We start from the raw sequence: 26,510 nt of genomic DNA, 5'->3' as shown, positions 1-26,510 counted from the left end.
AGTTTCAAAAATGACAGCAATTAAATATGAGCTTATTAAAACTTGTAAACAAACGGGCGCAAGATTAGGGCGTGTTCATACACCACACGGTTCTTTTGAAACACCAATTTTTATGCCTGTAGGAACATTAGCAACAGTAAAAACAATGTCTCCTGAAGACTTAAAGCAAATGGGAGCAGGGATTATATTAAGTAACACATACCACCTCTGGCTTCGACCTGGGCATGAGATTGTCAAAGAAGCAGGTGGCTTACATAAATTTATGAACTGGGACCGCGCCATTTTAACAGACTCAGGTGGATTCCAAGTATTCTCCTTAAGTGAATTTCGTAAAATTGAAGAGGAAGGCGTTCACTTCCGTAATCATTTAAATGGAGACAAGCTATTCCTATCCCCTGAAAAAGCGATGGAAATCCAAAACGCACTAGGTTCTGATATTATGATGGCATTTGATGAATGTCCGCCATATCCGGCAACGGAAGAATATATGAGACGTTCCGTTGAGCGTACTTCTAGATGGGCAGAAAGATGCCTAACTGCTCATAAGCGTCCAGAAGACCAAGGTTTATTTGGTATTATTCAAGGTGGAGAATTCGAGCATCTTCGTAAACAAAGTGCGAAAGATTTAGTTTCATTAGATTTCCCTGGCTATGCTGTTGGTGGATTGTCAGTAGGGGAACCGAAAGATGTCATGAATCGTGTGTTAGAGTTCACAACTCCATGGATGCCTGATAATAAGCCTCGCTATTTAATGGGAGTAGGCTCACCTGATTCATTAATTGATGGTGCTATTCGTGGAATTGATATGTTTGATTGCGTGTTACCTACACGAATTGCTCGTAACGGTACATTAATGACAAGTGAAGGCCGTCTCGTTGTAAAGAATGCTAAATTCGCTCGTGATTTTGACCCAATTGATCCAGAATGCGATTGCTACACATGTAAAAATTATAGTCGTGCGTACATCCGACACTTAATAAAATGTGACGAAACATTCGGAATACGACTTACAACTTATCATAACCTGCATTTTCTGTTAAAATTAATGGAGAATGTCCGCCAAGCGATTCGAGAAGATCGTCTTGGGGATTTTCGAGAAGAGTTTTTTGAGAAATATGGTTTTAATAAACCGGGGGCAAAAAACTTCTAACTTTAAAAGTATAGAAAAGGGATAAAGGAAAGGAGGTTGAGACAATGGGTGATATTTTTAGTTTAATTTGGCCATTACTATTAATGTTCGCTATTTTTTACTTCTTACTAATTCGTCCACAACAAAAACGTCAAAAAGCGGTTCGTGATATGCAAACGAGCTTAGAAAAAGGCAACAAAGTTGTGACAATTGGAGGTCTTCACGGTATCATCGATGCACTTGATGAAGATAAAGTTGTTATCAAATGTGGAGATGGTTCACGCCTTACATACGATCGTCAAGCGATCCGCGATGTAAATAACGACTAATATAAAAACCGCAAGTTCTATTTTTAGAACTTGCGGTTTTTACTATGCTTTCGCTGCAGTTAAGTTAACTCCGATAATTCCACCTAAAGTAGCGATACCAACAAAAGCTCCGTGATAAATTAATTGTTGTAACGTAAATAAAGAATCACTACCTAAGTATTGAAATAAGAAAATGATCATCGTATATAAGCCACCAGTAGCGGCTCCTAATAACCAGCCTTTTTCTTTTCCTTTCCCACCCGAGACGAAACCACCAATAAATAATGCTAAAAAAGATAGTGCTAACACTACCCAAGCGATAGACCCTTCTTGTAATGTTGTAAACTTAAGTAGGAATGAAAAAATTAAACTTGTTGCCACAGCAATTAAAAAGATTGTAATAAGACCATACATGACGGCCAAACTAAGACGTTTTGATTCCATCGTGAAACACTCCCTTCTCATTCTTGTACATGCTTTGTAATACAAGCATATTCACGGACAATAAATTTAGAATCAGAACCTGTGTCGGACAAGCTAAAATTTTTTCTCCATTGCAAAAATTTAATCTCCTTATGTTTGTATAAAAACTGCACATACTAAATCGTAACGATTGTTTAGTGTGGGGGAGAAATGAAATGATAGAGGAATATTTCGTTATAATTACAAGAACCATTTTTTTATATGTCGTCATTCTGGCGATTTTTCGTTTAATGGGAAAAAGGGAAATTGGTGAATTGAGCATTTTAGACTTAGTCGTCTTCATTATGATCGCCGAGATGGCAGTTGTTGCGATTGAAAATCCAAGTGATGAGATGGGTCATACTTTAATTCCAATGTTAACGTTAATGGCAATTCAAATATTGCTCGCATATATTTCACTCAAAAGTCAACGTTTTCGCAGTTTTATAGATGGAGAACCAACCGTAATAATTAATAAAGGAAAAATAAATGAAAAGGCGATGCGAAAACAAAGGTATAATTTTGATGATTTACTGGTTCAATTAAGAGAACAGCAAGTTAAAAATGTGGCAGACGTTGAGTTTGCTATTTTGGAGCCTTCGGGTAAACTTTCTGTTTTTGAAAAAGATAAAAAGAAATCGAAGAAAAAAGAAGCAACATTAAATTTACCGTTAATCGTTGATGGAATTATTCAAACAGATCATCTAGAGCTTGTAGATAAAACAGAAGTTTGGTTACGACAAAATTTACGAAAACGAGGCTATCAAGACTTTAAAAAAATCTCCTTTTGTAGTTATGATAACGGAGAATTTTTTATTGACTTAATTGATGAAGAATAAGTAAAATCGACCTCACCATTTTAGAGGTCGATTTTGTCACTTTAACAGTTTGTTCAAAAATGGGATTCTTGCAAATTCTTCTCGTTTGACAAGCCCAAACACTGTTAACAATAGTGTGTAAATAATAGTTAAAATCGAAATGAATATTAAAGTTCGGCTTATTGTGCCGAAAGTTAATAGTAGATGATCCATCATCCAATTACCGAGTAAAACACAACCTACAATGATGACTATTCCTTTTGCGTATTCGCGAACATATATAGTGTACGATAGTACTTTCATAATCGTACTCATATGCAATAACGTAACTAAAACAAATCCAATAACGATTGCTAACGCTGCTCCCATTATACCTAAGCCTGGTTGAGATGCTAGTAAAAAAATCGCACCAGTTTTAACAAATGCTCCAATGAAGCTATTGATCATTGCCGCTTTCGCTAAATCTAAAGCTTGTAAAGTTGCTTGCAGTGGACCCTGGAAGTAGTAAAATAGTATAAAAGGGGCTATTACTTTAATATATATAGCCGAATTACTATTGCCATACATAAGTAGCATTAACGGTTCCGCAAAAACGTATAAAACTACTAACGCAATACCACCTGTCGCAAAGCAAAGTCTCAATGCTTGTTGAAGACGATGTTCAATTAATAACGTATTTTTTTTTGCTGCTGCCTCACTAATAGCAGGAACTAGCGCAGTCGATAAGGAATAAGTAATAAAGGACGGTAAAAATACAAGTGGAAGAGCAAACCCTACTAATTCTCCATACTGTCTCGTAGCAAGGCTCGTTGCAACACCGGCTAAGGCTAAACTTTGCGCAACAACGATCGGTTCAAAAAACCAAGCAATGGAGCCAATCATTCTACTACCAGTAGTAGGGACAGCAATTCTCATTAAATCATTAAATGTTTGTTTCCCTTCACCAATATAATGGAAAAATTTTGAACGTAAACGAAACCGTTTTTTAAATTTAAACATGAAAAGCATGTAAAGTAAGGACATTAATTCACCGATGACAGCTGATAACATAGCGCCTGCAGCAGCATATTCAATCCCATAAGGTAGGAAGGCTTTCGTGAATGCAGCTACGAGCGTTATTCGGACAACTTGTTCAATTACTTGGGAGATAGCAGCAGGTTTCATATTTTGTTTTCCTTGGAAATATCCGCGAATTACCGAGGATATCGCAACAATTGGCACAACAGGAGCAATCGCGAGTAATGGATAATACGTTCTCGCATCTGTAAATAGCGTTTCTGATAGTAGTGGTGCTAATAGGATTAATGCAGGTGTAAAAATAATACTTAACGTACCAGTTACTGAAAGAGAAACAATTAATATTTTTTTAACTCTACGTTTATCTCCAGTTGCTTCTGCCTCTGCCACGAGCTTGGAAATAGCAACAGGTAAACCAAACTGAGTAATCGTAATCGCCAATACTAGAGTTGGAACGGCCATCATATAAAGCCCGACACCTTCTTCACCGATTAGCCTAGCAACGACAATTCTATTAATAAAGCCAAGTATTTTCGTAATAAAGCCTGCAACTATTAAAATTAACGTTCCTTTAATAAAGGTTTGCTTCGTCATTTAGTCTCTGCCTCACTTTTTGCACGTGTCTTTTTCCTATGTATATGCTTGTACATAGTCCGAGCATGACAAGAAGAGGAGAAATAATCTATTAATGGGGGTTTATGAAAATGAAAAAAGAAAAAGAGCATGCATATGATCTTTACCGTTTTGACTTAGAACCTGTTTTAAAAAGTAAAGTAGATGAATTTCACATGCTAGGATATGACAGTGTAACAGTAGATGGGTTGTGGGAATGCTTAACGAACAAAACATGGAGAAAGCCGTCCGATAAGAGGCTCCATGAACTAGTTTCCGACGTTTATCACTTAAAAGTAGCAGAATACATGAGCTACATCACAATAGAGGCATACAAAGCACCAAACTTTTTTGGGGAGAAATTATAAAAATAACATTACATTAAAAGGGAATTTATAAAAAATGTAGTTCTGGCTAAATTGGACTATTGTTTTGTACGATGAGTGAAACGTAGCGGAAGGTGTGAGACTCCCTCCCCGCGGAAAGCGAACACCTGCAGCGAAGTTCAACGGACTAACTTAAAACCTATAACAACAATCAATGTTGTAAATAATGAAATGTTATATTCCGTAAACACGTATTTGTAAGGTGGGAATTTTGAAAGCTTCGTTATCATTATTCCAGTAAGAATATAATAAAGACGAGAATTGACAGGTATAATTTGTTGTTTCATAATAAACGTATTGCCTATTAAATAGAAAAACTTTTTGCAATAATACATATGTTTTTTCTGATTACCCGTAGGTCAGACAGCTTTTGTCATTCAAAAGGAGGATTTTTTATTCATGGTAAAAAGAGGCCGAATAGTTGCATTCTTTCTAGTACTTGTTTTAATTGCAAGTATGATCGGTTCATCAACGAACTGGATTACAAATAATATGAAGCTTGGTTTGGACTTACAAGGGGGCTTTGAAGTACTTTACGAAGTGAAATCTGTAAGTGGAACCGACATTGATCGTGAAATGCTCGTTAGTACAGTAAGTGCTTTAAACAAGCGTGTTAACGTATTAGGGGTAAGTGAACCACGAATTGATATCGAAGGTGAAAACCGGATTCGTGTACAACTTGCAGGAGTAGAAGATCAAACAAACGCACGTGAACTGTTATCAACAGAAGCAAAACTAACATTTCGTGATATTAACGACAACCTTTTAATGGACGGAACAGACCTAGTTGAAAATGGAGCAACGCAATCGTTTGATCAGTCAAATAGACCAAGTGTTGCTTTAAAAATTAAGGATGCTGAGAAGTTTAGAGAAATAACGAGAGAACTATCTTCTAAATTATATCCAGAAAATATGATGGTAATCTGGTTAGATTTTGAAGAAGGTGTCGATTCCTTTGCAGAGGAAAGACAAAAAGATGAACCTAAGTATTTATCTGCAGCTACAGTAGAGCAAGTCTTTCACCAGCCAGAAGTTCAAATTCAAGGTCCGACCTTTACTGTTCCAAGTGCAAAAGAACTTGCAGACCTTTTAAATGCAGGTGCTTTACCAGTTGAATTAGAAGAAATATATTCTACGTCTGTTGGAGCACAATTTGGTGAAACAGCATTGCAAAAAACAGTATTTGCAGGTGCAGTTGGGATTGCGATTATATTCTTATTCATGCTAATCGTTTATCGTGTTCCAGGATTTGTTGCAGTTGTAACGTTAAGTTTATATATTTTCCTCGTTTTAGTAGTATTTAACGCAATGAATGCTGTGTTAACATTACCAGGAATCGCCGCGCTTATATTAGGGGTCGGTATGGCTGTTGACGCAAACATTATTACGTATGAACGTATAAAAGAAGAACTGAAACTAGGAAAATCGATGATGTCGGCATTCCGTTCAGGAAATCGAAATTCATTAAGTACCATTTTAGATGCAAATATTACAACTTTGTTAGCAGCAGCGGTTATGTTCGTTTACGGGACAAGCTCTGTCCAAGGGTTTGCGACGATGTTAATTGTCAGTATTTTAATGAGTTTCTTAACAGCAGTTTTAGGTACTCGCCTATTGTTAGGGCTATGGGTACATAGTCGTGCGCTAAACAATAAGCCACACCTCTTCGGATTGAAAAAAGAAGAAATCATGGATATTAAAGATACGAAAGAAGATACAGTTCCACCGAACAAATTTGAAAATGTAGACTTTATTAAACACCGTAAAAAGTTCTTTATTTTCTCTACTGCAATGGTTGTTATTGGTATTGCACTATTAAGTACGCTGAAGTTAAATTTAGGGATTGATTTTGTCAGCGGAACTCGAGTAGAAATTATGGGTGAAACGACGATTTCTGCCGAGGAAGTCCAACAAGAATTAGCGTCTATTAACTTTGAACCGCGAGATGTAGTGTTGTCAGGGGCTAATAAAGAAATCGCAGTAGCAAGATTTTTAGATGAATTAAATCAACAAGAAATTGCAACTATTAAAGAGCATTTATCGGCAAAATATGGTTCAGAGCCTAATGTAAGTACTGTTTCGCCGATAGTTGGCCAAGAAATTTCTCGAAACGCCTTTTTTGCTGTTTTAATAGCGGCACTAGGTATTATTATTTACGTAACAATCCGTTTTGAATGGATTTTTGCAGCGTCAGCTATTATTGCACTGTTCCATGATGCCTTTTTCATCATTGCGTTTTTCAGTCTCGTTCGACTAGAAGTTGATTTGACGTTTATCGCCGCCGTATTAACGATTGTCGGTTATTCCATAAATGATACAATTGTAACGTTTGACCGGATACGCGAAAATTTGAAGAAGAAAAAACGTGTGAAAACATACGAAGATTTAGCAGAAGTTGTAAACTTAAGTTTACAACAAACATTTACTCGATCTATTAATACGGTGGTGACTGTATTATTCGCGGTTATTGCTTTATTAATCTTTGGAAGTGAATCGATCACAAACTTCTCGGTAGCGCTTCTTGTGGGGCTAGTTGCAGGTACGTATTCCTCCTTATTCTTAGCTTCTCAGCTATGGTTAGTATGGAAACATAAACAGTTAATGCGTCCGAAAAAAGTAACACCTGAAGATGATTTAGAGCCAGAAGTATAAGTTATTGAAAAAATGTCGCTATGAGTAGCGGCATTTTTTTTATGTTAACGAAAATAGTCTTTGTTAAAGAGCTCCAGGGAATGAAAAAGTACTTCCAGTTTTAATGTACAAACAGATTTATAATACGTGAATAAACTAGTAATAGAAGAGGTTGTTTAAGAAAACGTTGAAATATTTAGCCTCATTTACGGAAAAAAGGGTACAATATATAGAGTAGAAAAGACAAGAAGGGATCGAGTGATATTGGATCAAAACGAAAGGTTTAAAAAAGCCGAGTTTGCAGCGATGGTTGGTATCGTTGGTAACATCATACTAGCGATTTTAAAAGCAATAGCAGGAGTGCTAGGGAATAGTAGAGCGTTAGTAGCAGATGCTGCTCACTCTGCCTCAGATGTAGCCGGATCCATTGCTGTTTATGTCGGATTAAAAGCTGCAAAACGACCGCCTGATGAAGACCACCCATATGGACATGGAAAAGCAGAAAATATCGCAGCGATTATCGTTGCTGTATTATTATTTTTTGTAGGAGTAGAAATTGGTAAATCTTCATTTGCAGCCTTCTTTGAGGAAATAGAAGCTCCAAAAATGATTGCTGTCTATGCTGCGATCATCTCCATCATTGTGAAAGAATGGATGTTCCGATATAAATATAACCTAGGTAAAAAAATAAAAAGTGACGCCATCATTGCAAACGCTTATGAACACCGTTCGGATGTATTTTCATCCATTGCAGCTTTAATTGGGATCAGTGGAGCGATTATCGGTGGAATGATCGGATTAGATTGGCTCGTATATCTTGATCCAGTGGCTGGGTTGTTTGTGGCCGCGTTAATTATTAAAATGGCTTGGAATTTAGGAAAAGAGTCGATTCATAATACGATGGATCACGTTTTACATGATGAAGATGCAGAACACTTTAAACAAATAGTCGTTACAGTTCCTGGAGTATTAAAGATAGATGAGCTTCACGCGAGAGAACACGGTCATTATGTTATTGTGGATTTGAAAATTTCAGTTGACCCATATATTACTGTCGAAGAAGGGCATAAGATCGGAAAGAATGTTAAGCAAAAACTCATGGAGACACAAGAAGTACAAAACGTTTTTGTTCACATAAACCCTTATAACGACGATTCAGACAGTTCAAATGGAAGTGGGGCATCATGAAGGGCCAATGGTATTTACTAGCAGGGATTATTTTTGCCATCATTATTGCTATCTTTGCTGTATTGAATGTGTCACCTGTTGAAGTAAACTTTTTATTTGGAACAGCCCACTGGCCTCTAGTACTGGTCATTCTTTTTTCCACTCTTATGGGCGGAGTTATTGCTGGATCATTAGCGATATATCAAATTGTCGTGCTTAAAAAACAATTAAAAAAAGTCCAAGCAGTAAACGGAGAAAACAAACTTTCCGAAAACAACCTAGAACCCCACGAATAAAGAGTCGCTCACACCGAGCACTCTTTTTTTGTGCGTACGCGATGCTTTATCAACAACATCAAACCACCATCCTATTTTCAAGGCAAACATAATTGAAATTGAATTTGCTCCATGGAGAGTAAGAATAGTTGGTCTAGAACTGCTACAATATAAAAATTAGGACCGAGAGTGGAACGGAGCGGAAGACACTTGACTCCAGCGGGAGGTAGAGGGAAGGTCGAGACCCCACAGGCGAAGCCGAGGAGGCTCGACTCCCTCCCCGCGGAAAGCAAGTGTCTGTAGCGAAGTGAAACGGACTAACTTTAAACGTAAATAACAAAAAGCAATGCCTTAGTTCTAATTGCGATTTCCTTTCTCCCAACTATTTTTCATTGAACGCCTAATTCCTCTCTAGTATAATAATGAAGGTTGGGGGGAGTTTCGGTGTTATTATCAAAATCTCGTTGGAATATAAAAAAGCCAAATGAAGAAAAAGTGAAAGAGCTAGTAGACACATTAAAGGTAACACCTCTAATTGCTACTCTTTTAGTCAATAGAGGCATTGAAGATGTAGAAGAAGCCTCATCTTTCCTTAATATTAATGAAATGGATTTTCACGATCCATTCTTATTAGAAGATATGGAAAAAGTAGTAGAAAGAATCAAAACCGCTGTACAGAAAGAAGAAAAAATTCTTGTCTTTGGTGACTATGATGCTGATGGTGTAAGCAGTACGACAGTTTTATTAACAGCACTTCAAGAAATCGGGGCAAGAGCGGACTTTTATATACCTAATCGTTTTACAGAAGGTTATGGACCAAACGAAACAGCCTTTCGATGGGCAAAGGAACAGAATTATACGTTAATCATAACAGTTGATACAGGTATTTCTGCTCACCATGAAGGGGAAGTTGCGAAAGAGTTAGGTCTTGACTTAATTATTACTGACCACCACGAACCAAGTCCAACATTACCTGAATCGTATGCTATTATTCACCCGAAAAAAACAACATGCTCTTATCCTTATAAAGAGCTTGCTGGAGTAGGAGTCGCCTTTAAAGTAGCTCATGCACTACTCGGTAGAGTACCAGAACATTTAATAGAAATTGCAGCGATAGGGACAATTGCTGATTTAGTCCCTTTAACTGGGGAAAATAGATTAATTGCGTATCGTGGTATTCGTCAAATGAAAAGTACGACAAGACCAGGACTACGTGCTTTATTTCAAAAATGCGGTGTGGATATGGCCAATATTACAGAAGAAACAATTGGCTTTACAATCGGTCCTAGAATAAACGCAGTTGGTCGTCTAGCAGATGCGGATCCTGCTGTTCATCTATTAATGGCAACTACTTATGAGGAAGCTGTTGCGTTAGTAGATGAAATAGATGGTTATAATAAAGAAAGACAACAAATTGTTGCTAAAATTACAGAAGAAGCGATAAAACAAGTAGAAGAAAAATATCCTCCTGAAGAGCATTCTTTCATAATTGTGGAAGGTAATGATTGGAATGCGGGGGTTATCGGAATTGTTGCTTCAAGATTAGTGGACAAGTTTTATCGTCCAACGATCGTGTTAAGTCTTGATGATGAAACTGGTTTAGCAAAAGGTTCAGCTCGCTCTATTAAAGGTTTTGATCTTTTTGAGAATTTATCTGAATGCCGTGATATACTACCGCATTTCGGCGGACATCCAATGGCTGCTGGAATGACGTTAGAAATTAAAAATGTTCATGAATTACGCAATCGAATGAATAAAAAAGCTAGTGAAATATTATCAGAAGAAGATTTCATTCCTATTACAGATGTTGATATGCAATGCGAACTAGAAGACATTTCGCTGCAAACGATTGAACAACTGGATAGACTCGCTCCATATGGAGTTGCTAATCCTAAGCCAAAAGTAGTTGTTCCGAATGCATCTCTTCAACAAATACGACAAATTGGAAGTAATAATACACATCTAAAATTGATGATTGAAAAAAATAACGAATCGTTAGATTGTGTAGGCTTTGGATTTGGGGATGCATATCATGAAATATCACCAAGTTGTGAAATTCATGTTTTAGGTGAGTTATCTATTAATGAATGGAATAATATAAGGAAACCACAGTTGTTTATTCAAGATATCAAAATAGACGAATGGCAGCTATTTGATATCCGTTCTAGTAAACAGTTATCCAATACGTTAAAACAATTAAATAAAGAAAAAGCAAGGTTAGTTCATTTTTCGAGTGAGGCGTTACACGACTTACCTATTGCAGAAGAGTGGAAAAGCAATTCATTGCATATAGCTGATATAGAAAATTATCGTTTTTCAGAGGAGACGCATTTAATATTATTAGATTTACCAACTGATGAAGAACAGTTAATTTCGTTAATTAAACTAGCTAAACCAACGCGAATCTATGCTAGCTTTTATCAAAGAGAAAATCACTTTTTCTCCACAATTCCTACTCGTGACCATTTTAAGTGGTTTTACAGCTTGATTATGAAAAAAGGATCAATCGATTTAAATCGATATGCAGAAGATATTGCAAAAACAAGAGGTTGGTCAAAAGAAACAGTAGATTTTATATCACAGGTGTTTTTTGAATTAGAATTTGTTACAATAGACAATGGCTTTATTTCACTAAATAGTGGGTCCATGAAACGAGACTTAACAGAATCACGAACCTACCAAAAGAAACAAAAGCAAATAGAGTTGGAAAATAAATTTTTATACTCAACGTATCACCAATTAAAAACGTGGTTTGATGAGCATGTAAACGAACTACGAACCGTTTATTCATAGGAGGAATAAAGAAGATGGATTTAAAGAAATATGTAACGATAGTACCTGACTGGCCAAAACCGGGCATTCAATTTAAGGATATTACAACATTAATGGATAATGGTGAAGCATATAAGTATGCTACCGATAAAATTGTTGAATATGCTCGTGAAAGAGAAATTGATTTAATCGTTGGGCCAGAAGCAAGAGGGTTTATTATCGGATGTCCTGTTGCTTACTCTTTAGGTATTGGTTTTGCGCCAGTACGTAAAGAAGGAAAACTACCTCGAGAAGTAGTAAGAGTTGAATATGGTCTTGAGTATGGTAAAGACGTATTGACGATTCATAGAGATGCAATCAAACCAGGTCAACGCGTATTAATTACAGATGACCTATTAGCGACAGGTGGTACGATTGAAGCAACAATTAAGCTCGTGGAAGAACTAGGTGGGGTAGTGGCAGGTATTGCTTTCCTTATCGAACTATCATACTTAGACGGTCGCAATAAATTAGACGGCTATGACATTTTAACGTTAATGAAATATTAATAATTTACAACTAGAGTGGAAAATTTCACTCTAGTTTTTTCTATATACCTCTAGGAAAGAGTGTTTTTACTATTTTTTACACTGTTGCCTTAAAAAATTTGTCGACAAATTTTTATTTTCTTTGCAGAAGCCCTTTACATTGCGTTAAAATTTAATGATAATAATTACAATATACAATTATTTATAAAATACAAAGATTGGTGTTTATATATAAATAATAATAAAAAATAGATGGTTAAAAGGTGAGTATAAAAATGGCCAATGAGCAAGTTTTAACTGCAGAGCAAGTAATTAATAATGCGAGACGTTATTTGCGAGATGAAGATATTATATTTTTAGAGCAAGCATACAACTTCGCAAAAAATGCTCATGCAGAACAATACCGTAAATCGGGTGAGCCTTATATCATTCATCCGATTCAAGTCGCTGGTATTTTAGTCGATTTAGATTTAGATCCATCCACGATAGCAGCTGGATTTCTTCATGATGTAGTGGAAGATACAAGTGTAACGTTAGAAGAAATAAGCGATGCTTTTAATGCGGAAGTTGCAATGCTAGTAGATGGTGTAACAAAGCTTGGTAAAATAAAATTTAAATCAAAAGAAGAACAACAAGCGGAAAACCATAGGAAAATGTTTGTTGCGATGGCTCAAGATATTCGTGTTATTTTAATCAAACTTGCTGACCGCCTTCATAATATGCGTACGTTAAAACATTTACCTCAAGAAAAACAGCGTCGTATTTCTAATGAGACGTTAGAAATATTTGCGCCACTAGCTCACCGCTTAGGGATTTCAAAAATAAAGTGGGAATTAGAAGATACTGCACTAAGATATTTAAATCCTCAACAATATTATCGAATTGTTAACTTAATGAAGAAAAAGCGTGCGGAACGTGAAGAATATGTGGAAGAAGTAATGCAAGAAGTTCGTGACCGTTTAGGAGAGGTTAACATTCGTGCGGAGCTTTCCGGTCGACCAAAGCATATTTATAGCATCTATCGCAAAATGGTTCTTCAAAATAAACAGTTTACAGAAATTTATGATTTATTAGCTGTTCGGATTATCGTAAAGAGTATAAAAGATTGTTACGCAGTACTAGGGATTATTCATACGTGTTGGAAGCCAATGCCTGGTCGTTTTAAAGACTATATTGCGATGCCTAAGCCAAATATGTACCAGTCTTTGCATACGACTGTTATTGGACCAAAGGGTGACCCATTAGAAGTACAAATTCGAACAGAAGAAATGCATCAAATTGCAGAGTTTGGTATTGCTGCACACTGGGCATACAAAGAAGGAAAGCCAGCAAATGAGCGAGCTTCTTTTGAAGAAAAATTAACTTGGTTCCGTGAAATTTTAGAATGGCAAAATGATGCAACAAATGCAGAAGAATTTATGGAGTCGTTAAAAATTGACTTATTCTCCGATATGGTATTTATTTTTACTCCAAAAGGAGATGTAATCGAGCTACCTTCTGGTTCCGTTCCAATTGACTTTGCCTATCGAATACATTCGGAAATTGGAAATAAAACAATTGGTGCAAAAATTAACGGCAAAATGGTCACGCTTGATTATAAATTAAAAACGGGCGATATTATTGAAATATTAACATCTAAACATTCTTATGGACCAAGTCAAGATTGGTTGAAATTAGCGCAAACATCACAAGCGAAAAATAAAATAAGACAATTTTTTAAGAAACAGCGTAAAGAAGAAAATGTGGAAAAAGGCCGTGACCTTGTAGAGAAAGAAATAAAAAATCAAGATTTTGACGTAAAAGAAGTATTAACTGCTGAAAATATTAAACGTGTAGCAGAGAAGTTTAATTTTGCAAACGATGAAGATATGTTTGCTGCGGTTGGATATAATGGGATTACTGCTTTACAAGTAACAAACCGTTTAACGGAAAAATTACGTAAAAAACGTGACCAAGAACAACAGTTAACGGATTTAGCTGAACCAATCGAAAAACGCAGGCCTGATACGAAAAAGAAAAAAGATGCGGGTGTCGTTGTTCAAGGAATTGATAGTCTGTTAGTACGCCTTTCCAAATGTTGTAACCCTGTGCCAGGAGATAATATTGTTGGTTTTATTACGCGAGGTCGAGGAGTCTCTGTTCATAGAGACGATTGTCCTAATGTAGTTAGTCCAGATGCAAATGAGCGTTTAATTGAAGTGCAGTGGGAAAGCGATGTTAAATCAAGTAGAGAGTATAATGTTGAAATTGAAATCTCTGGATATGATCGCCGTGGTTTATTAAACGAAGTACTACAAGCAGTAAATGAAACGAAAACAGACATTACGGCTGTTTCAGGTCGTTCTGACCGCAATAAAATGGCTACAATTCATATGGCTATTGCAATAAAAAATGTCAGCCACCTCCAAAAAGTTGTGGACCGTATTAAGCAAATATCAGATATTTATTCAGTTAGAAGACTAATGCATTAAAAGAGGGAATTGGAATGAAAGTTGTTGTACAACGAGCAAAACGAGCAAAAGTAATTGTTGAAAATGAAGTAGTAGGAAGTATTGATCATGGATTAATGCTACTTGTTGGTGTGACACATGATGATACAGTAGAGGATGCAGCATATCTCGCTGACAAAATTGTTAATTTACGTATTTTTGAAGATGAAAATGATAAAATGAATTTATCGTTGCTTGATGTGAAGGGTGGAATACTTTCTGTTTCGCAGTTTACGTTATATGGTGATTGTCGTAAAGGAAGAAGACCTAACTTCATGAGTGCGGCGAAACCAGAGCATGCAACGGTTATTTACGATTCTTTTAATAAAGAACTTCGTGAAAAAGGAATAACAGTAGAAACTGGTACATTTGGTGCAATGATGGAAGTCGACTTCGTCAATGACGGGCCAGTTACCCTCATTGTAGAAAGTAAAGAAAAATAAAAAGCAAGTTTCCCTTCATTGGGAAGCTTGCTTTTTTTCTAATTTGATTAATTGGATTTGAAATATTGTGCTAATCCTTGATAAATACCAGTAGTAGCTCTCTCTTGGTAATCGCTAGATTGTAATGTTAGTTCCTCTGCACGATTACTAATATAACCTAATTCAAGTAAGATAGAAGGTTGTCTATTTTCTCTTAATACAAAAAAGCTTTGCTGACGAACATTTCGGTCACGCAATTTCGTTGATTGAATGAGCGAAGAATGAACAGCATCGGCTAGCTTTTTATTGCTAGCATGATGATAGTAAGTTGTTGTTCCAGTTACACTAGGGTCGTTTATGCTATCGTAGTGTAGTGATAGAAATGCGTCCGCTTTATGATAGTGAGAAGTTTGTACACGTCCTTGAAGTGATAGGAATGTATCGTTGCTTCTCGTTAAGTGAACATTAGCACCTGCAGCTTTTAATTTGTCAGCAAGTAAATTAGCAGTTCTCATCGTTAAATCTTTTTCATATCGACCACTAACCCCGATTGCACCAACATCTCTACCTCCATGACCAGGATCGATTACAATTGTCTTCCCTTTTAAATATTGCTCACTTCCAGGTCTAGTAATAGATTGGGTTGTTCCAGACGTACTTACAATCCATCCAGCAATGTAAGCTTCTTTCCTGTTAGAAAGCTTTATTTTGTACCAATCATTTACGACAGAAACAATTTGAAATGTGTCTCCTTCATTTGCTCTCGCAACGACAGAGGAACTTGTATTTGCTTGGGAGCGAATATTTGTCCCATTATGTAAAACGACAACATTTCCAGTTGTGTTAGCTTGAGGTTTTACAGTAGATGCTGCCTTTTTCTCTAAGTACCAGCCGGCTACCCAACCTTTTTTGCCACCACTATACTCAATTTCTGCCCAGCTATTTTGTTCATTTACGATCGTGACATTTGCCCCTCTAGTTAAACTCCCTACAACTTTTCCGTTCAGTGATCCTTCACTTCTAACATTTAAACTAGAAGCAGTAACGACTGCATTTGTTTTTTGTGAAGATGAATTGGAACTAGGTGTACTAGTTGTTTTCACGTATTCGCTACTAACCCAAGCTTGCTGATTGGAGTGTTGAATTTTATACCAACTTCCTTGCTGGCCTAAAACTGTTATTTGCTGTCCTTTTTTTACACTTCCAACAACTTTACCTTGTGAGGAAGGTTCGCTACGTACGTTTAAGCTCGTTGCTGTAACTTCACCAACAAAACTATTACTTGAATTGGAGGTGGAAGGAGTCGTTGACGTTTTCGAAATAGATGCATATTGCTTAGAAACCCAACCATCTTTTCCATCAACGCGAATCTTTACCCAATTCTCATTTTCTTCTATGTACGTTACGTTGCTGCTTTTATGAACAAAAGCAACTATGGAAAAGTTTGTTCCAGGGCCTGAACGAACACGTAGTGAATCAGCTAATATTTTTACCCCATTATTAGCATTTGAAGAAACAGAATTTGTTTCAACAACAAGATAAGAGGCAACCCATCCTTCTTTATTTCCGACTTTAATTTTGTACCATTCTTTTTGCTTCGTGACGAGTGGGTATGTTTCTCCACGTTTTACTTTTGTCACAATGGCAGAACTAGTCGACGGCTGCTCTCGAACATTTAATACATCTGTAGCAACTCTAACGGCCTGGCTCGCTTCTACTTTGTTACTGGAAAGCGGATATAAAAAGGACGTTAAAATGATGGCTAAGGCGATGATTACTTTTAACTTTCTATACAAAGCTGTTTACCTCCTAATCTGTTTGTAAAGCATCAGTTAAATGTAATTCGACAATGAAAGGAGATATCCTTCTTTTTTTGAAAGAAAAATAGGTTGTTTGGCCATAATAAAAGTTATAGCACTTAGTCGAGGAAAAGGAGCGTTACACCATGAAATTTAGTGAAAAACATAACCAAAGTATAAATGGAAATAACATATTCGGGGTAAGCTTTCACAACTTTTTAGAAAAAGAGAAAGATTCTACATATGTAGAGCTTGCGTCAGAGTTTGGAATTACGGTTAGAGATGTGAAAGCATTAAAAAAACAGATTAATCGGATGTAATACTATTGACATTTCCGATTTGCGGTGTATATACTAGCAAATATCAAACTTTAATTATTATAAGAAAATATTGTCCGTTTGATGGGGAAGAGTAATAAAGATCCATTTGGAAAGAGAGGAAATGTCGTAGGCTGAAAGCATTTCTCCAACATGACTTTATGAAAGAACACCCCGTAGGATTCTTTCTGAAAAGACGTACGTTTTAGTAGGAAATGAACGTTGCAGGCGTTAACTGCTTAAGTGGAGGCTTTTTTTAAAAGCTTCAATTAGGGTGGCACCACGGGAATTTAACTCTCGTCCCTTGTTTTTATAACAAGGGATGGGGGTTTTTTGTATATTTACATATATTTTCATTCCTTGACTTTACGGAGAAAAAACTTTAGGAGGGCTATTAATGTCAATTCAAATACCTAGGGGAACGCAAGACATTTTACCTGGTACAGTAGAAAAATGGCAATACATCGAAGAAAAAGCAAAAGAAATTTGTAAATTATATAACTATAAAGAAATTAGAACGCCAATGTTTGAGCATACGGAATTGTTTTTAAGAGGTGTAGGGGATACGACTGATATTGTTCAAAAGGAAATGTATTCTTTTGAAGATCGTGGTGGAAGAAGTATTACACTACGTCCAGAAGGTACTGCTTCTGCTGTTCGTTCTTTCGTAGAAAACAAATTATATGGCAATCCGCAACAACCTACGAAACTTTTTTATATCGGTCCAATGTTTCGTTATGAACGCCCACAAGCAGGCCGTTTTCGCCAATTCGTTCAGTTTGGTGTAGAGGCATTAGGAAGTAATGATCCAAGTATTGATGCGGAGGTTATCGCACTAGCAGTTGATTTATATAAAAGCTTAGGGCTGAAAAATTTAAAGGTAGTGATCAATAGCTTAGGTGATAAAGAAAGCCGTGATGCACACCGTCAAGCGTTAGTAAATCACTTTAAACCAAGAATTACTGAGTTTTGTGGGGACTGTCAGTCTCGATTAGAAAAAAATCCTTTACGTATTTTAGATTGTAAAAAAGATAGAGACCACGAGTTAATGGGTACTGCTCCATCCATCTTAGAATATTTAAGCGACGAATCAAAACAATATTTTGATAAAGTAGTAAAGTTTTTATCTGATTTAGGTATTCAATACGAAATTGATGCGAACTTAGTACGAGGCTTAGATTACTACTACCACACAGCTTTTGAAATCATGAGTACTTCTGAAGGCTTCGGTTCTATTACAACATTATGTGGTGGTGGACGCTATAACGGACTCGTTCAAGAAATTGGTGGACCTGAAACACCTGGTATCGGTTTCGCATTAAGTATTGAACGATTACTCTCAGCGATGGAAGCAGAAAATGTTTCATTTCCATTTGAAGATAAGATTGATTGCTACGTTGTGGCGTTAGGAGAAGAAGCGAAAGAAGCTAGTGTAAAAGTGCTCTACGATTTAAGAAAAGCTGGTATTGTAGCGGAAAAAGACTATCAAGATAAAAAGCTAAAAGCGCAATTTAAAGCAGCAGATCGTCTTCAAGCAAGTTACACAGTTGTTTTCGGCGATGATGAATTAAATAAAGGTGTAGTTTCAGTAAAAACGATGGAAACAGGTGAACAAGAAGAAGTATCCTTCAGTGAGCTTGTCACATATATATCGGAAAAGAAAAGTGGGGAGAGATAAAAATGCAAGGAAGAACATTTTATTGCGGCGAAGTTCCAGAAACATCGATTGGACAGCAAGTGGAATTAAAAGGTTGGGTTCAAAAGCGACGTGATTTAGGTGGGCTAATTTTCATTGACCTTCGCGACCGTACTGGTATCGTTCAAATTGTATTTAACCCGGATGTTTCTAAAGAAGCATTAACGATAGCGGAATCTGTCCGTAACGAATACGTACTTTATATCAAGGGAACAGTGTTAGCTCGTCAAGAGGGAACAATTAACCCTAATTTAAAAACAGGCAAAGTAGAAGTTGCAGCTGATGAGGTTCAAGTTTTAAATGCAGCCAAAAATCCACCTTTTGTTATCGATGATAAAAGTGATGTTAATGAAGATGTTCGATTAAAATATCGCTACTTAGATTTACGACGTCCAGTAATGTTTAATACATTAAAAATGCGTCATGAAGTAACAAAGTCTATTCGTGAATTTTTAAACGAAGAAGCGTTTATGGAAGTTGAAACCCCTATTTTAACGAAAAGTACACCAGAAGGAGCTCGAGACTATTTAGTGCCGAGCCGTGTGCATCCAGGTGAATTTTACGCATTGCCGCAATCTCCACAAATTTTTAAGCAGCTACTAATGGTATCTGGAGTAGAGAGATATTACCAAATCGCTCGTTGCTTCCGCGACGAAGATTTACGCGCTGATCGCCAGCCTGAATTTACTCAAGTCGATATTGAAACTTCTTTCTTATCACAAGAAGAAATCATTGGCATGATGGAAAGCATGATGATAAAAGTAATGAAAGAAACAAAAGGAGTCGATATTGAAACACCGCTTCCACGTATGACATATGACGAAGCAATGAGTCGCTACGGTTCCGACAAACCAGATACTCGCTTTGAAATGGAGCTTATCGACCTTTCTGAACAAGTGAAAAATAGTGGGTTCAAAGTATTTAGTGCTGCGGTTGCCAATGGTGGTCAAGTAAAAGCTATTAATGTAGTTGGTGGCGGTGCTAAATATTCTAGAAAAGATATTGACGCTTTAACAGAGTTTGTTAGTCGTTACGGTGCAAAAGGATTAGCTTGGATGAAAGTAGAAGAAGATGGATTGAAAGGTCCAATTGCAAAATTCTTTAACGAAGAAGAGCAATCAAGCTTTAAACAAACGTTACAGGCGAATGTAGGGGATTTACTACTTTTCGTTGCTGATAAAATAACAGTAGTCGCCGATGCGTTAGGAGCACTACGATTAAAGTTAGGGAAAGAGCTAGGGTTGATTGATGAGTCTAAATTTAACTTCCTTTGGGTAACTGATTGGCCGTTATTAGAATACGATGAAGAAGCTGGTCGCTACTTTGCAGCACATCATCCATTTACAATGCCAGTTAGGGAAGATTTAGAACTGCTTAATACTGACCCAGGCAAAGTTCGCGCACAAGCGTATGACTTAGTATTAAACGGATATGAGCTAGGTGGAGGATCACTTCGTATTTACGAGCGTGAAATTCAAGAACAAATGTTTAACGTATTAGGTTTTAGCCAAGAAGAGGCACAAGAACAGTTTGGCTTCCTACTAGAAGCATTTGAATACGGTACACCTCCACATGGTGGAATTGCTCTAGGTTTAGACAGACTAGTAATGTTACTCGCTGGTAGCACGAACTTACGTGATACGATTGCGTTCCCTAAAACAGCAAGCGCAAGCTGTCTATTAACGGAAGCGCCAAGTCCAGTAGCTACTAGTCAATTAACGGAACTATCGTTGTCGTTAAATGTAGAAAAAGAGTAAAATTTCCCATACGAACGTACCTTGCAGACGTTTTTTCTGTATGATATGATACAAACAACAAGTTATTCAAGTCCTGATGTGTTCGTCGTATAACCTATTGTTTTGACCGAACAATAGATTATACGGGAGCTCGGAGTTTTCAAAAGCTGCGTACATGCCTACCTACGAGTAGGACGTACAAATGCTTGAAACAGAGCACCCACCTGCTTGTAGCGGGTTCAAAACGAAGGCATCGACGACGGCACTATTGGGACTTGCATACATACGACTACTAACACATGATTTGGAGATAGAATCATGTGTTTTTTTATTTTCATAACATTACTAATAAATTGGAGTGAGCAAGATGAAAATTAATCATTTATTATTTTCAGTCTCTAATTTAAATACATCGATTACTTTTTATGAACAAGTTTTTCGAGCAAAGCTACTTGTAAAAGGAAATGAATATAAGGAAGCTAAACCACATATGAAATTTTATGATGAAAAGAACTAAAAAAATCCTATCGGCATACTTACATTTAATAAAAAGTATGTTATATTCATTTTCGGGAACAATTCAAACATAGATATGAAATTTGGAGTTGAGGATATTTTATGTTACATCAGTTTTCTCGTAATGAATTAGCAATAGGTAAAGAAGGAGTAGAAATATTAAAAAACAGTACAGTTGCTGTTTTAGGTATCGGCGGAGTTGGGTCATTCTCTGCTGAAGCACTAGCACGTTCCGGTGTTGGCCGTTTAATATTAGTAGATAAGGACGATGTCGATATTACAAATGTCAATCGTCAAGTTATTGCTTTATTGTCAACAGTTGGGCAGCCGAAAGCTGATTTAATGAAGGCGCGTATTGCAGATATAAACCCAGAATGTGAAGTTATTTCGTTAAAAATGTTCTACACAGAGGAAACGTATGAAGACTTTTTTAACTATAAACCTGATTTTGTTATTGATGCATCAGATACTATTTCGTACAAAATTCATTTAATGAAAGAGTGTTTGAAACGAAAGATCCCGATTATTTCTAGTATGGGAGCTGCCAATAAGATGGATCCTACTCGTTTCCAAGTTGCAGATATTTCAAAAACACATACAGATCCAATCGCAAAGGTTATTCGTGTTCGTCTTCGAAAAGAAGGAATTAAAAAAGGAATTAAAGTAGTGTTTTCCGATGAGAAGCCAATTGTTACCCGTGAAGATATAAATGAAACAGTTGGAAAAAAGGATGCACCAATTCGTAAAGCAAAAATGCCACCGTCCTCGAACGCATTTGTTCCGTCTGTTGCAGGACTTATTATGGCTGGACATGTCGTAACGGAATTACTTTCAGACGTGAAAATTCATCGTGTAGGCGAGCAATAAAAACAAGAAGGGAGGTTGCTAAATGCAACCTCCCAATTTTTTTAGACTAATTGCTTTGTACGAGTCAGAGCGGTGCGCCTCCGCTTTTGACAGTCTAGCTCTGGCGCATTGACCCTATCAAACTTCCCGTTCCATCCGTACGATAAGTCAACATCAACTCGCCTCTGGCTCCCAAAGCGTTTCCTTTATCTCCTACTGGAACAGTCCAGTTTGTACGGGTCAGAGCGATGCGCCTCCGCTTTTGTTATCGTCTAGCTCCGGGCGTTAGCGGCTAGCAAACTTCGCTTTCCTTCTGTACGATAAGTCAACATCAGCTCACTGACGTTCGCTGTGTTTCCTTTATCTCCGCCAGGAAAGCTCCAGTTTGTACGCCGCTGCCCAAACGCCCTCCGCTTTTGTATTTACATTACTTCGTCTTCTAGTACTGTTAGTTTTCTTGCGCGTTCCATTATTTTCACTAACATTTGGTAATCTTCTTGTATGACATCTTGCTGTTTTTCTAGTTTTTCTAGATGTTGCTGTAACTCCATATTTTTTTGTTGTAATGCTTGATTTTCTCTCTTTAATCTTTCATTTTCTAATTGCATCGTATCTTGATACGAAGACTCTTTTTGATAGGTTTGTAAAAATTGTATACAGTCGTCTAAAGTTAGTTGGTTAGTAACGGCGCTATATTTAACTGGAGCCACTTCTTCTGACAATTCAATCGTTAAAAGCGGTTCTTCTTTTTTCGGCCTCTTTATAGCACTATTAACTGCAGGAATTAATTCCACTTCCATAGAATTGGCGTCAGTTGATTGCTGAGATTTTTTCATTTTATCTAACGCACGCTTCTTTTCTTTTCGTTGTTTTTTGGCAACTGCAACAGCGTGTTCATATTTTTTACGAACTTCTGCATTCCAACGAAAACCACAAGCAGCAGATGTTCTGTTTAATTTATCTCCTACTTCTTCAAAGGCACCTAATTGTGTACCACCGTCACGTATATATCGTAATACTGTTTCTGCTAATAACAAATCTTCTTCATGAGACCATGCGTCTTGACGTACTTTCATTTTATGAAACTCCCTCCCAAAAACGGACAATTTTTTCAATAGTATTTCCAAATTGAAGGGAGAATATACGGAAATTTACATTTCTTTCGGAGCTTGGATTCCTAGTAGTCGTAAACCTTCCTCTAGAACAATTGTTACCGCTTGAACAAGTGCTAGACGACTTGCGATTTGTTCATCTTCCGTTAATACTTTCACATGACTATAATATTTATTAAATTCACGAGCAAGGTCTATCACATATTTAGCAACTTGGGAAGGTTCATAGTTTATGAAACTTTTTTCTATGACAGAAGGGAACTCTATTAATAGTTTCACAACATTCCAGCTATGTTCATCTTGTAAGCCAGTAAGAGCCGCCGCTTCTTTAAATGATGATCCTTTTCTTAATATCGAGCAAGCACGTGCATGAGTATATTGAACATAAGGTCCTGTTGAGCCTTCGAACTTTAACATTTCCTCTAACGAAAATTCAATATTGTTCATTCGTTCATTTTTTAAATCATGAAAAATGATAGCTCCAACGCCGACTATTTTTGCGACTTCTTCTTTTTCGGGAAGGGAAGGGTTTTTGGCTTCAATGCTTTTAGCTGCAAGTTCAATAGCATCGTTAATAACTTCCTCTAGTAAAACAATTTTCCCTTTACGAGTGGACATTTTTTTACCGTCTTTTAATATAAATCCAAACGGAACATGTACCATTTCATTAGCCCAATGGAACCCAAGCTTTTTTAACACGTTAAATATTTGTTGAAAATGTAGACTTTGTTCATGACCTACAACATAAACAGCTTTTTGGAAGCCGTAATGTTGTTGACGATAAAGCGCAGCCGTTAAGTCTCTCGTCGCATAAAGGGTTGCGCCGTCTGACTTTTTAATTAAACACGGAGGAAGGGAATATTCTTCTAACGAAACTACTTCTGCTCCATCAGAACTTTCTAGTAGATTTTTCTCTTGCAATAAATGAATTGTCTCTTCCATTTTGTCATTGTAAAAAGCTTCACCGTTATAAGAATCAAATTTAATTTGGAGAAGCTCGTAAATTTTGTTGAATTCCTTTAGCGATTCATTACGGAACCATTCCCAAAGATGAGTAGCTTCCTCATCATAGTCCTCAAGCTTTTTAAACCATAAGCGTCCTTCATCTTCTAAAGAAGTGTCTTTTTCTGCTTCTGAATGAAATTGAACATATAATTTTAGTAACTCTGTAATCGGGTTTTCTTTAACTGCCTGTTCATTTCCCCACTTTTCATAAGCTACAATTAGTTTACCGAACTGTGTACCCCAATCACCTAAATGGTTAATTCGAATTGGTGTATATCCACATTTTTCGGAAATGTTCGCAATCGCATTTCCGATAACAGTCGATCGTAAATGACCCATCGAAAATGGTTTCGCAATATTAGGTGATGATAAATCAATCGTAATGTTTTCCCCTTGACTTAGAGGCACTTTGCCGTAATTTTTTCCTTCTTTTAATACAGTCGTTAACACAGTTTTACTTACCTCTTGTTTATGTAAAAAAAAGTTAACGTATGGACCGTCAGCTACTATTTTTTCAAATAAAGGATGGTTCAATTTTTTGGCTAATGTTTTCGCAATTACGTTCGGAGCTTTTTTCAAATGCTTCGCAAGTGTAAACGAAGGAAAAGCAATATCGCCTTTATCTACATACTTTGGCTTTTCTATTAAACTTTCCACTTCATCAAGGGTTACGTATTGTTGAATGTGCGGATAAATTTGTTCTGCTACTAACTTTTTATACATCTTTTATAACCTCCATCTTTTTCATTCTTTTTTGATTTTACTCAACTGTTGTTGCTCGTTCATGTTCGAAGTAAATTTAAAGGACAACAAAAAAATCCCGCCTCTAAATATATAGAGACGAGATTCACCCGCGGTACCACTCTCATTGTTCATACGAACCAGCTTTATTTGTTAACGAGGTAAAATCCCCGGCTATCCATACTAAACTTCAAGATAGCTTCTCAGAAGTGCGCTTCCTTTTACAAGAGCTGTTAGGCTTCCACCATCCCTAACTCGCTATAAGCTTTTCAAGTAAAAGTACTCTCTTCCTCATCGAACAAAATATTTCATTTATTGTAAAAGATTTAGAAATAATTATCAATACTTTTTATTTTTTAATTCTTTCAATTTATGATAAACCGCATAATAATTTTTCTCTTGCCCATTTTGCTTCGGCACGAAATATTCTTTACTTTTTAATTTATCGGGTAAATATTGTTGATTGACCCAACCAGCATCGTAATCGTGAGGATATAAATAATCAATTCCTCTACCTAGATCTTTAGCCCCTTTATAGTGAGCATCTTTTAAATGTAGTGGTATATCGCCAACGTTACCACTTCGAACATCGGCAAGTGCTGCATCTAACGCTTTATAAGCAGAATTAGATTTAGGAGAGAGGCATAACTCTACAACCGCATTAGCTAAAGGAATTCTTGCTTCGGGGAAACCGACTCTTTCTGCTGCCTCTATTGCGGAAAGCGTCCGGGCTCCTGCTTGAGGACTCGCTAAACTAATATCTTCATAAGCGATAATAAGTAACCTTCTAGCAATACTAACAAGATCTCCTGCTTCGATTAATCGAGCTAAATAGTGAAGAGCAGCGTTCACATCACTACCTCGTATCGACTTTTGGAAGGCAGATAATACATCGTAATGTCCGTCACCATCTTTATCATGGTAGAAACTTTTCTTTTGTAAACATTCTTCTGCACTTTCGAGCGTTAAATGGATAACTCCGTCTTCGTCAGGTTCTGTAGATAAGACGGCTAGTTCTAAACCATTTAAAGCAGAGCGAACATCACCACCGCAGGAGAATGCAAAATGATTCATTGCTTCGTCTGTTACTTTTACATTATAGTTTCCTAACCCTCGTTCCTTATCTTGGAGAGCATAGTGTAGGACAGTTAGTATTTGTTCTGGTTCAAGTGGTTTTAGTTCGAAAATTTGACATCTGCTTCGTATGGCAGGGTTTATCGCATGGTACGGATTACTAGTCGTTGCTCCAATCATCGTAAGCAATCCACTCTCTAAATGAGGTAGTAAAAAGTCTTGTTTTCCTTTGTCCAATCTGTGAACCTCATCTAATATTAAAATGACTTTACCAGACATTTTTGCTTCTTCTACGACAATTTCCATATCTTTTTTGTTATGTACAACGGCATTTAACGTACGGTACTTATAATTTGTACTCCCAGCAATGGCCGTTGCGATGGAGGTTTTCCCAATTCCAGGTGGTCCATATAGAATCATAGAAGATAAGTGCTTAGCTTTTACCATTCTATTAATAATTTTCCCTTCTTGTACGAGATGCTCTTGTCCAACAATCTCCTCGATAGATCGAGGTCGCATGCGAAACGCTAACGGTTTATTATTCATCTATTTCACCTTCTTGCGGTTAATATTATTATTTTAATTGCTAATTAAATGGTATTTTCCATTTCTGTTTTTCTATATTCAATAAGTCAGCAGTGCTTGGGCAAAAT

21 protein-coding genes, 1 other RNA gene, 1 pseudogene and 2 other annotated features are annotated in these 26,510 nt (G+C 36.8%); of the genes and pseudogenes, 17 read left to right on the top strand and 6 right to left on the bottom strand.

Translation table 11 applies throughout. The annotated features are described in order from the left end of the window. Nucleotides 1-10 precede the first annotated feature (10 nt). Nucleotides 11-1,150, top strand: coding sequence for a tRNA guanosine(34) transglycosylase Tgt (tgt, locus tag O1A01_RS18895; RefSeq protein WP_270064738.1), 1,140 nt, complete (start codon nt 11-13; stop codon nt 1,148-1,150). A 44-nt stretch (nt 1,151-1,194) separates the two neighbouring features. Continuing rightward, nucleotides 1,195-1,458, top strand: a complete 264-nt coding sequence (gene yajC / locus O1A01_RS18890) for a preprotein translocase subunit YajC (protein ID WP_066420858.1) — start codon at nt 1,195-1,197, stop codon at nt 1,456-1,458. Between the two features lie 42 nt (nt 1,459-1,500). Here yajC and O1A01_RS18885 read toward each other — a convergent pair whose 3' ends face one another. Next, nucleotides 1,501-1,881: a TIGR04086 family membrane protein gene (locus O1A01_RS18885; protein ID WP_066420860.1), complete on the bottom strand. Its 381-nt coding sequence runs from the start codon at nt 1,879-1,881 to the stop codon at nt 1,501-1,503. A gap of 194 nt (nt 1,882-2,075) precedes the next feature. On the opposite strand from O1A01_RS18885, the gene O1A01_RS18880 reads away from it, so the two are divergent. Next, nucleotides 2,076-2,738: a DUF421 domain-containing protein gene (locus O1A01_RS18880; RefSeq protein WP_270064737.1), complete on the top strand. Its 663-nt coding sequence runs from the start codon at nt 2,076-2,078 to the stop codon at nt 2,736-2,738. 36 nt (nt 2,739-2,774) lie between these two features. Here O1A01_RS18880 and spoVB read toward each other — a convergent pair whose 3' ends face one another. Then, nucleotides 2,775-4,328 carry a stage V sporulation protein B gene (spoVB, locus tag O1A01_RS18875; RefSeq protein ID WP_270064736.1) on the bottom strand — a complete coding sequence of 518 codons (1,554 nt, stop codon included), beginning with the start codon at nt 4,326-4,328 and terminating at the stop codon, nt 2,775-2,777. A 110-nt stretch (nt 4,329-4,438) separates the two neighbouring features. Here spoVB and O1A01_RS18870 point away from each other — a divergent pair, with 110 nt between their 5' ends. The 8 genes from O1A01_RS18870 (at nt 4,439) to dtd (ending at nt 15,036) form a co-directional block, all read left to right on the top strand. Further along, entirely contained in the window at nt 4,439-4,714 is a 276-nt protein-coding gene (locus O1A01_RS18870) for a post-transcriptional regulator (protein WP_066420864.1), read from the top strand. 417 nt (nt 4,715-5,131) lie between these two features. Beyond that, the gene (gene secDF / locus O1A01_RS18865) at nt 5,132-7,384 is read left to right on the top strand and encodes a protein translocase subunit SecDF (RefSeq protein WP_270064735.1); all 2,253 of its coding nucleotides are present in this window, start codon (nt 5,132-5,134) and stop codon (nt 7,382-7,384) included. A 243-nt stretch (nt 7,385-7,627) separates the two neighbouring features. Then, nucleotides 7,628-8,551, top strand: a complete 924-nt coding sequence (locus O1A01_RS18860) for a cation diffusion facilitator family transporter (RefSeq protein ID WP_066420867.1) — start codon at nt 7,628-7,630, stop codon at nt 8,549-8,551. Then, entirely contained in the window at nt 8,548-8,826 is a 279-nt protein-coding gene (locus O1A01_RS18855; RefSeq protein ID WP_066420866.1) for a LapA family protein, read from the top strand. The genes O1A01_RS18860 and O1A01_RS18855 overlap by 4 nt, the downstream gene beginning before the upstream one ends. A gap of 423 nt (nt 8,827-9,249) precedes the next feature. Continuing rightward, nucleotides 9,250-11,598 (top strand): single-stranded-DNA-specific exonuclease RecJ, encoded by a 2,349-nt coding sequence (recJ, locus tag O1A01_RS18850; RefSeq protein WP_270064734.1) that lies wholly within the window; start codon nt 9,250-9,252, stop codon nt 11,596-11,598. A gap of 14 nt (nt 11,599-11,612) precedes the next feature. Further along, on the top strand, nt 11,613-12,125 hold the full coding sequence (locus tag O1A01_RS18845) for an adenine phosphoribosyltransferase (protein WP_270064733.1): 513 nt from the start codon (nt 11,613-11,615) through the stop codon (nt 12,123-12,125). 254 nt (nt 12,126-12,379) lie between these two features. Next, complete coding sequence (locus tag O1A01_RS18840; protein ID WP_066420805.1) at nt 12,380-14,575, top strand: RelA/SpoT family protein; 2,196 nt, start codon at nt 12,380-12,382, stop codon at nt 14,573-14,575. A gap of 14 nt (nt 14,576-14,589) precedes the next feature. Further along, nucleotides 14,590-15,036: a D-aminoacyl-tRNA deacylase gene (gene dtd / locus O1A01_RS18835; protein WP_066420804.1), complete on the top strand. Its 447-nt coding sequence runs from the start codon at nt 14,590-14,592 to the stop codon at nt 15,034-15,036. Between the two features lie 47 nt (nt 15,037-15,083). Here the strand turns inward: dtd and O1A01_RS18830 are convergent, their stop codons facing one another. Next, on the bottom strand, nt 15,084-16,811 hold the full coding sequence (locus tag O1A01_RS18830) for an N-acetylmuramoyl-L-alanine amidase family protein (RefSeq protein ID WP_270064732.1): 1,728 nt from the start codon (nt 16,809-16,811) through the stop codon (nt 15,084-15,086). Nucleotides 16,812-16,960: 149 nt separating this feature from the next. On the opposite strand from O1A01_RS18830, the gene O1A01_RS18825 reads away from it, so the two are divergent. The 6 genes and pseudogenes from O1A01_RS18825 (at nt 16,961) to O1A01_RS18800 (ending at nt 21,946) form a co-directional block, all read left to right on the top strand. After that, complete coding sequence (locus O1A01_RS18825; protein WP_066420800.1) at nt 16,961-17,134, top strand: RNA polymerase subunit sigma-70; 174 nt, start codon at nt 16,961-16,963, stop codon at nt 17,132-17,134. Nucleotides 17,135-17,202: 68 nt separating this feature from the next. Next, nucleotides 17,203-17,439 (top strand) — a binding site (T-box leader). Nucleotides 17,440-17,528: 89 nt separating this feature from the next. Beyond that, nucleotides 17,529-18,809 (top strand): histidine--tRNA ligase, encoded by a 1,281-nt coding sequence (gene hisS, locus O1A01_RS18820; RefSeq protein WP_270064731.1) that lies wholly within the window; start codon nt 17,529-17,531, stop codon nt 18,807-18,809. A gap of 2 nt (nt 18,810-18,811) precedes the next feature. Continuing rightward, nucleotides 18,812-20,584: an aspartate--tRNA ligase gene (aspS, locus tag O1A01_RS18815; RefSeq protein ID WP_066420797.1), complete on the top strand. Its 1,773-nt coding sequence runs from the start codon at nt 18,812-18,814 to the stop codon at nt 20,582-20,584. 67 nt (nt 20,585-20,651) lie between these two features. Continuing rightward, a non-coding RNA gene (gene ssrS / locus O1A01_RS18810) (6S RNA) lies at nt 20,652-20,842 on the top strand. An 88-nt stretch (nt 20,843-20,930) separates the two neighbouring features. Further along, a pseudogene (locus O1A01_RS18805) lies at nt 20,931-21,032 on the top strand (VOC family protein); the annotation flags it as partial. Between the two features lie 149 nt (nt 21,033-21,181). After that, nucleotides 21,182-21,946: a tRNA threonylcarbamoyladenosine dehydratase gene (locus O1A01_RS18800; RefSeq protein WP_066420795.1), complete on the top strand. Its 765-nt coding sequence runs from the start codon at nt 21,182-21,184 to the stop codon at nt 21,944-21,946. A gap of 401 nt (nt 21,947-22,347) precedes the next feature. Here O1A01_RS18800 and O1A01_RS18795 read toward each other — a convergent pair whose 3' ends face one another. From O1A01_RS18795 to O1A01_RS18785, 3 genes are all read right to left on the bottom strand, one after another. After that, nucleotides 22,348-23,001, bottom strand: a complete 654-nt coding sequence (locus O1A01_RS18795) for an RsfA family transcriptional regulator (RefSeq protein WP_270064730.1) — start codon at nt 22,999-23,001, stop codon at nt 22,348-22,350. A gap of 75 nt (nt 23,002-23,076) precedes the next feature. After that, nucleotides 23,077-24,765 carry an arginine--tRNA ligase gene (gene argS / locus O1A01_RS18790; protein WP_270064729.1) on the bottom strand — a complete coding sequence of 563 codons (1,689 nt, stop codon included), beginning with the start codon at nt 24,763-24,765 and terminating at the stop codon, nt 23,077-23,079. Between the two features lie 110 nt (nt 24,766-24,875). Beyond that, nucleotides 24,876-25,087 (bottom strand) — a binding site (T-box leader). Between the two features lie 35 nt (nt 25,088-25,122). Beyond that, nucleotides 25,123-26,403 (bottom strand): replication-associated recombination protein A, encoded by a 1,281-nt coding sequence (locus O1A01_RS18785; protein WP_066414903.1) that lies wholly within the window; start codon nt 26,401-26,403, stop codon nt 25,123-25,125. Nucleotides 26,404-26,510: the final 107 nt, after the last annotated feature.

Origin of the sequence: Sutcliffiella sp. NC1, assembly GCF_027594365.1 — a bacterium.
GTDB lineage: Bacteria > Bacillota > Bacilli > Bacillales > Bacillaceae_I > Sutcliffiella > Sutcliffiella cohnii.
This window is presented reverse-complemented; position numbering and strand designations above follow the sequence as displayed.

Bases quoted from the DNA above. Each gene is read 5' to 3' on its own strand.
- tgt (WP_270064738.1), top strand. From the start codon at position 11: ATGACAGCAATTAAATATGAGCTTATTAAAACTTGTAAACAAACGGGC.
- yajC (WP_066420858.1), top strand. From the start codon at position 1,195: ATGGGTGATATTTTTAGTTTAATTTGGCCATTACTATTAATGTTCGCT.
- O1A01_RS18885 (WP_066420860.1), bottom strand. From the start codon at position 1,881: ATGGAATCAAAACGTCTTAGTTTGGCCGTCATGTATGGTCTTATTACA.
- O1A01_RS18880 (WP_270064737.1), top strand. From the start codon at position 2,076: ATGATAGAGGAATATTTCGTTATAATTACAAGAACCATTTTTTTATAT.
- spoVB (WP_270064736.1), bottom strand. From the start codon at position 4,328: ATGACGAAGCAAACCTTTATTAAAGGAACGTTAATTTTAATAGTTGCA.
- O1A01_RS18870 (WP_066420864.1), top strand. From the start codon at position 4,439: ATGAAAAAAGAAAAAGAGCATGCATATGATCTTTACCGTTTTGACTTA.
- secDF (WP_270064735.1), top strand. From the start codon at position 5,132: ATGGTAAAAAGAGGCCGAATAGTTGCATTCTTTCTAGTACTTGTTTTA.
- O1A01_RS18855 (WP_066420866.1), top strand. From the start codon at position 8,548: ATGAAGGGCCAATGGTATTTACTAGCAGGGATTATTTTTGCCATCATT.
- O1A01_RS18845 (WP_270064733.1), top strand. From the start codon at position 11,613: ATGGATTTAAAGAAATATGTAACGATAGTACCTGACTGGCCAAAACCG.
- O1A01_RS18840 (WP_066420805.1), top strand. From the start codon at position 12,380: ATGGCCAATGAGCAAGTTTTAACTGCAGAGCAAGTAATTAATAATGCG.
- dtd (WP_066420804.1), top strand. From the start codon at position 14,590: ATGAAAGTTGTTGTACAACGAGCAAAACGAGCAAAAGTAATTGTTGAA.
- O1A01_RS18825 (WP_066420800.1), top strand. From the start codon at position 16,961: ATGAAATTTAGTGAAAAACATAACCAAAGTATAAATGGAAATAACATA.
- hisS (WP_270064731.1), top strand. From the start codon at position 17,529: ATGTCAATTCAAATACCTAGGGGAACGCAAGACATTTTACCTGGTACA.
- aspS (WP_066420797.1), top strand. From the start codon at position 18,812: ATGCAAGGAAGAACATTTTATTGCGGCGAAGTTCCAGAAACATCGATT.
- O1A01_RS18800 (WP_066420795.1), top strand. From the start codon at position 21,182: ATGTTACATCAGTTTTCTCGTAATGAATTAGCAATAGGTAAAGAAGGA.
- O1A01_RS18795 (WP_270064730.1), bottom strand. From the start codon at position 23,001: ATGAAAGTACGTCAAGACGCATGGTCTCATGAAGAAGATTTGTTATTA.
- argS (WP_270064729.1), bottom strand. From the start codon at position 24,765: ATGTATAAAAAGTTAGTAGCAGAACAAATTTATCCGCACATTCAACAA.
- O1A01_RS18785 (WP_066414903.1), bottom strand. From the start codon at position 26,403: ATGAATAATAAACCGTTAGCGTTTCGCATGCGACCTCGATCTATCGAG.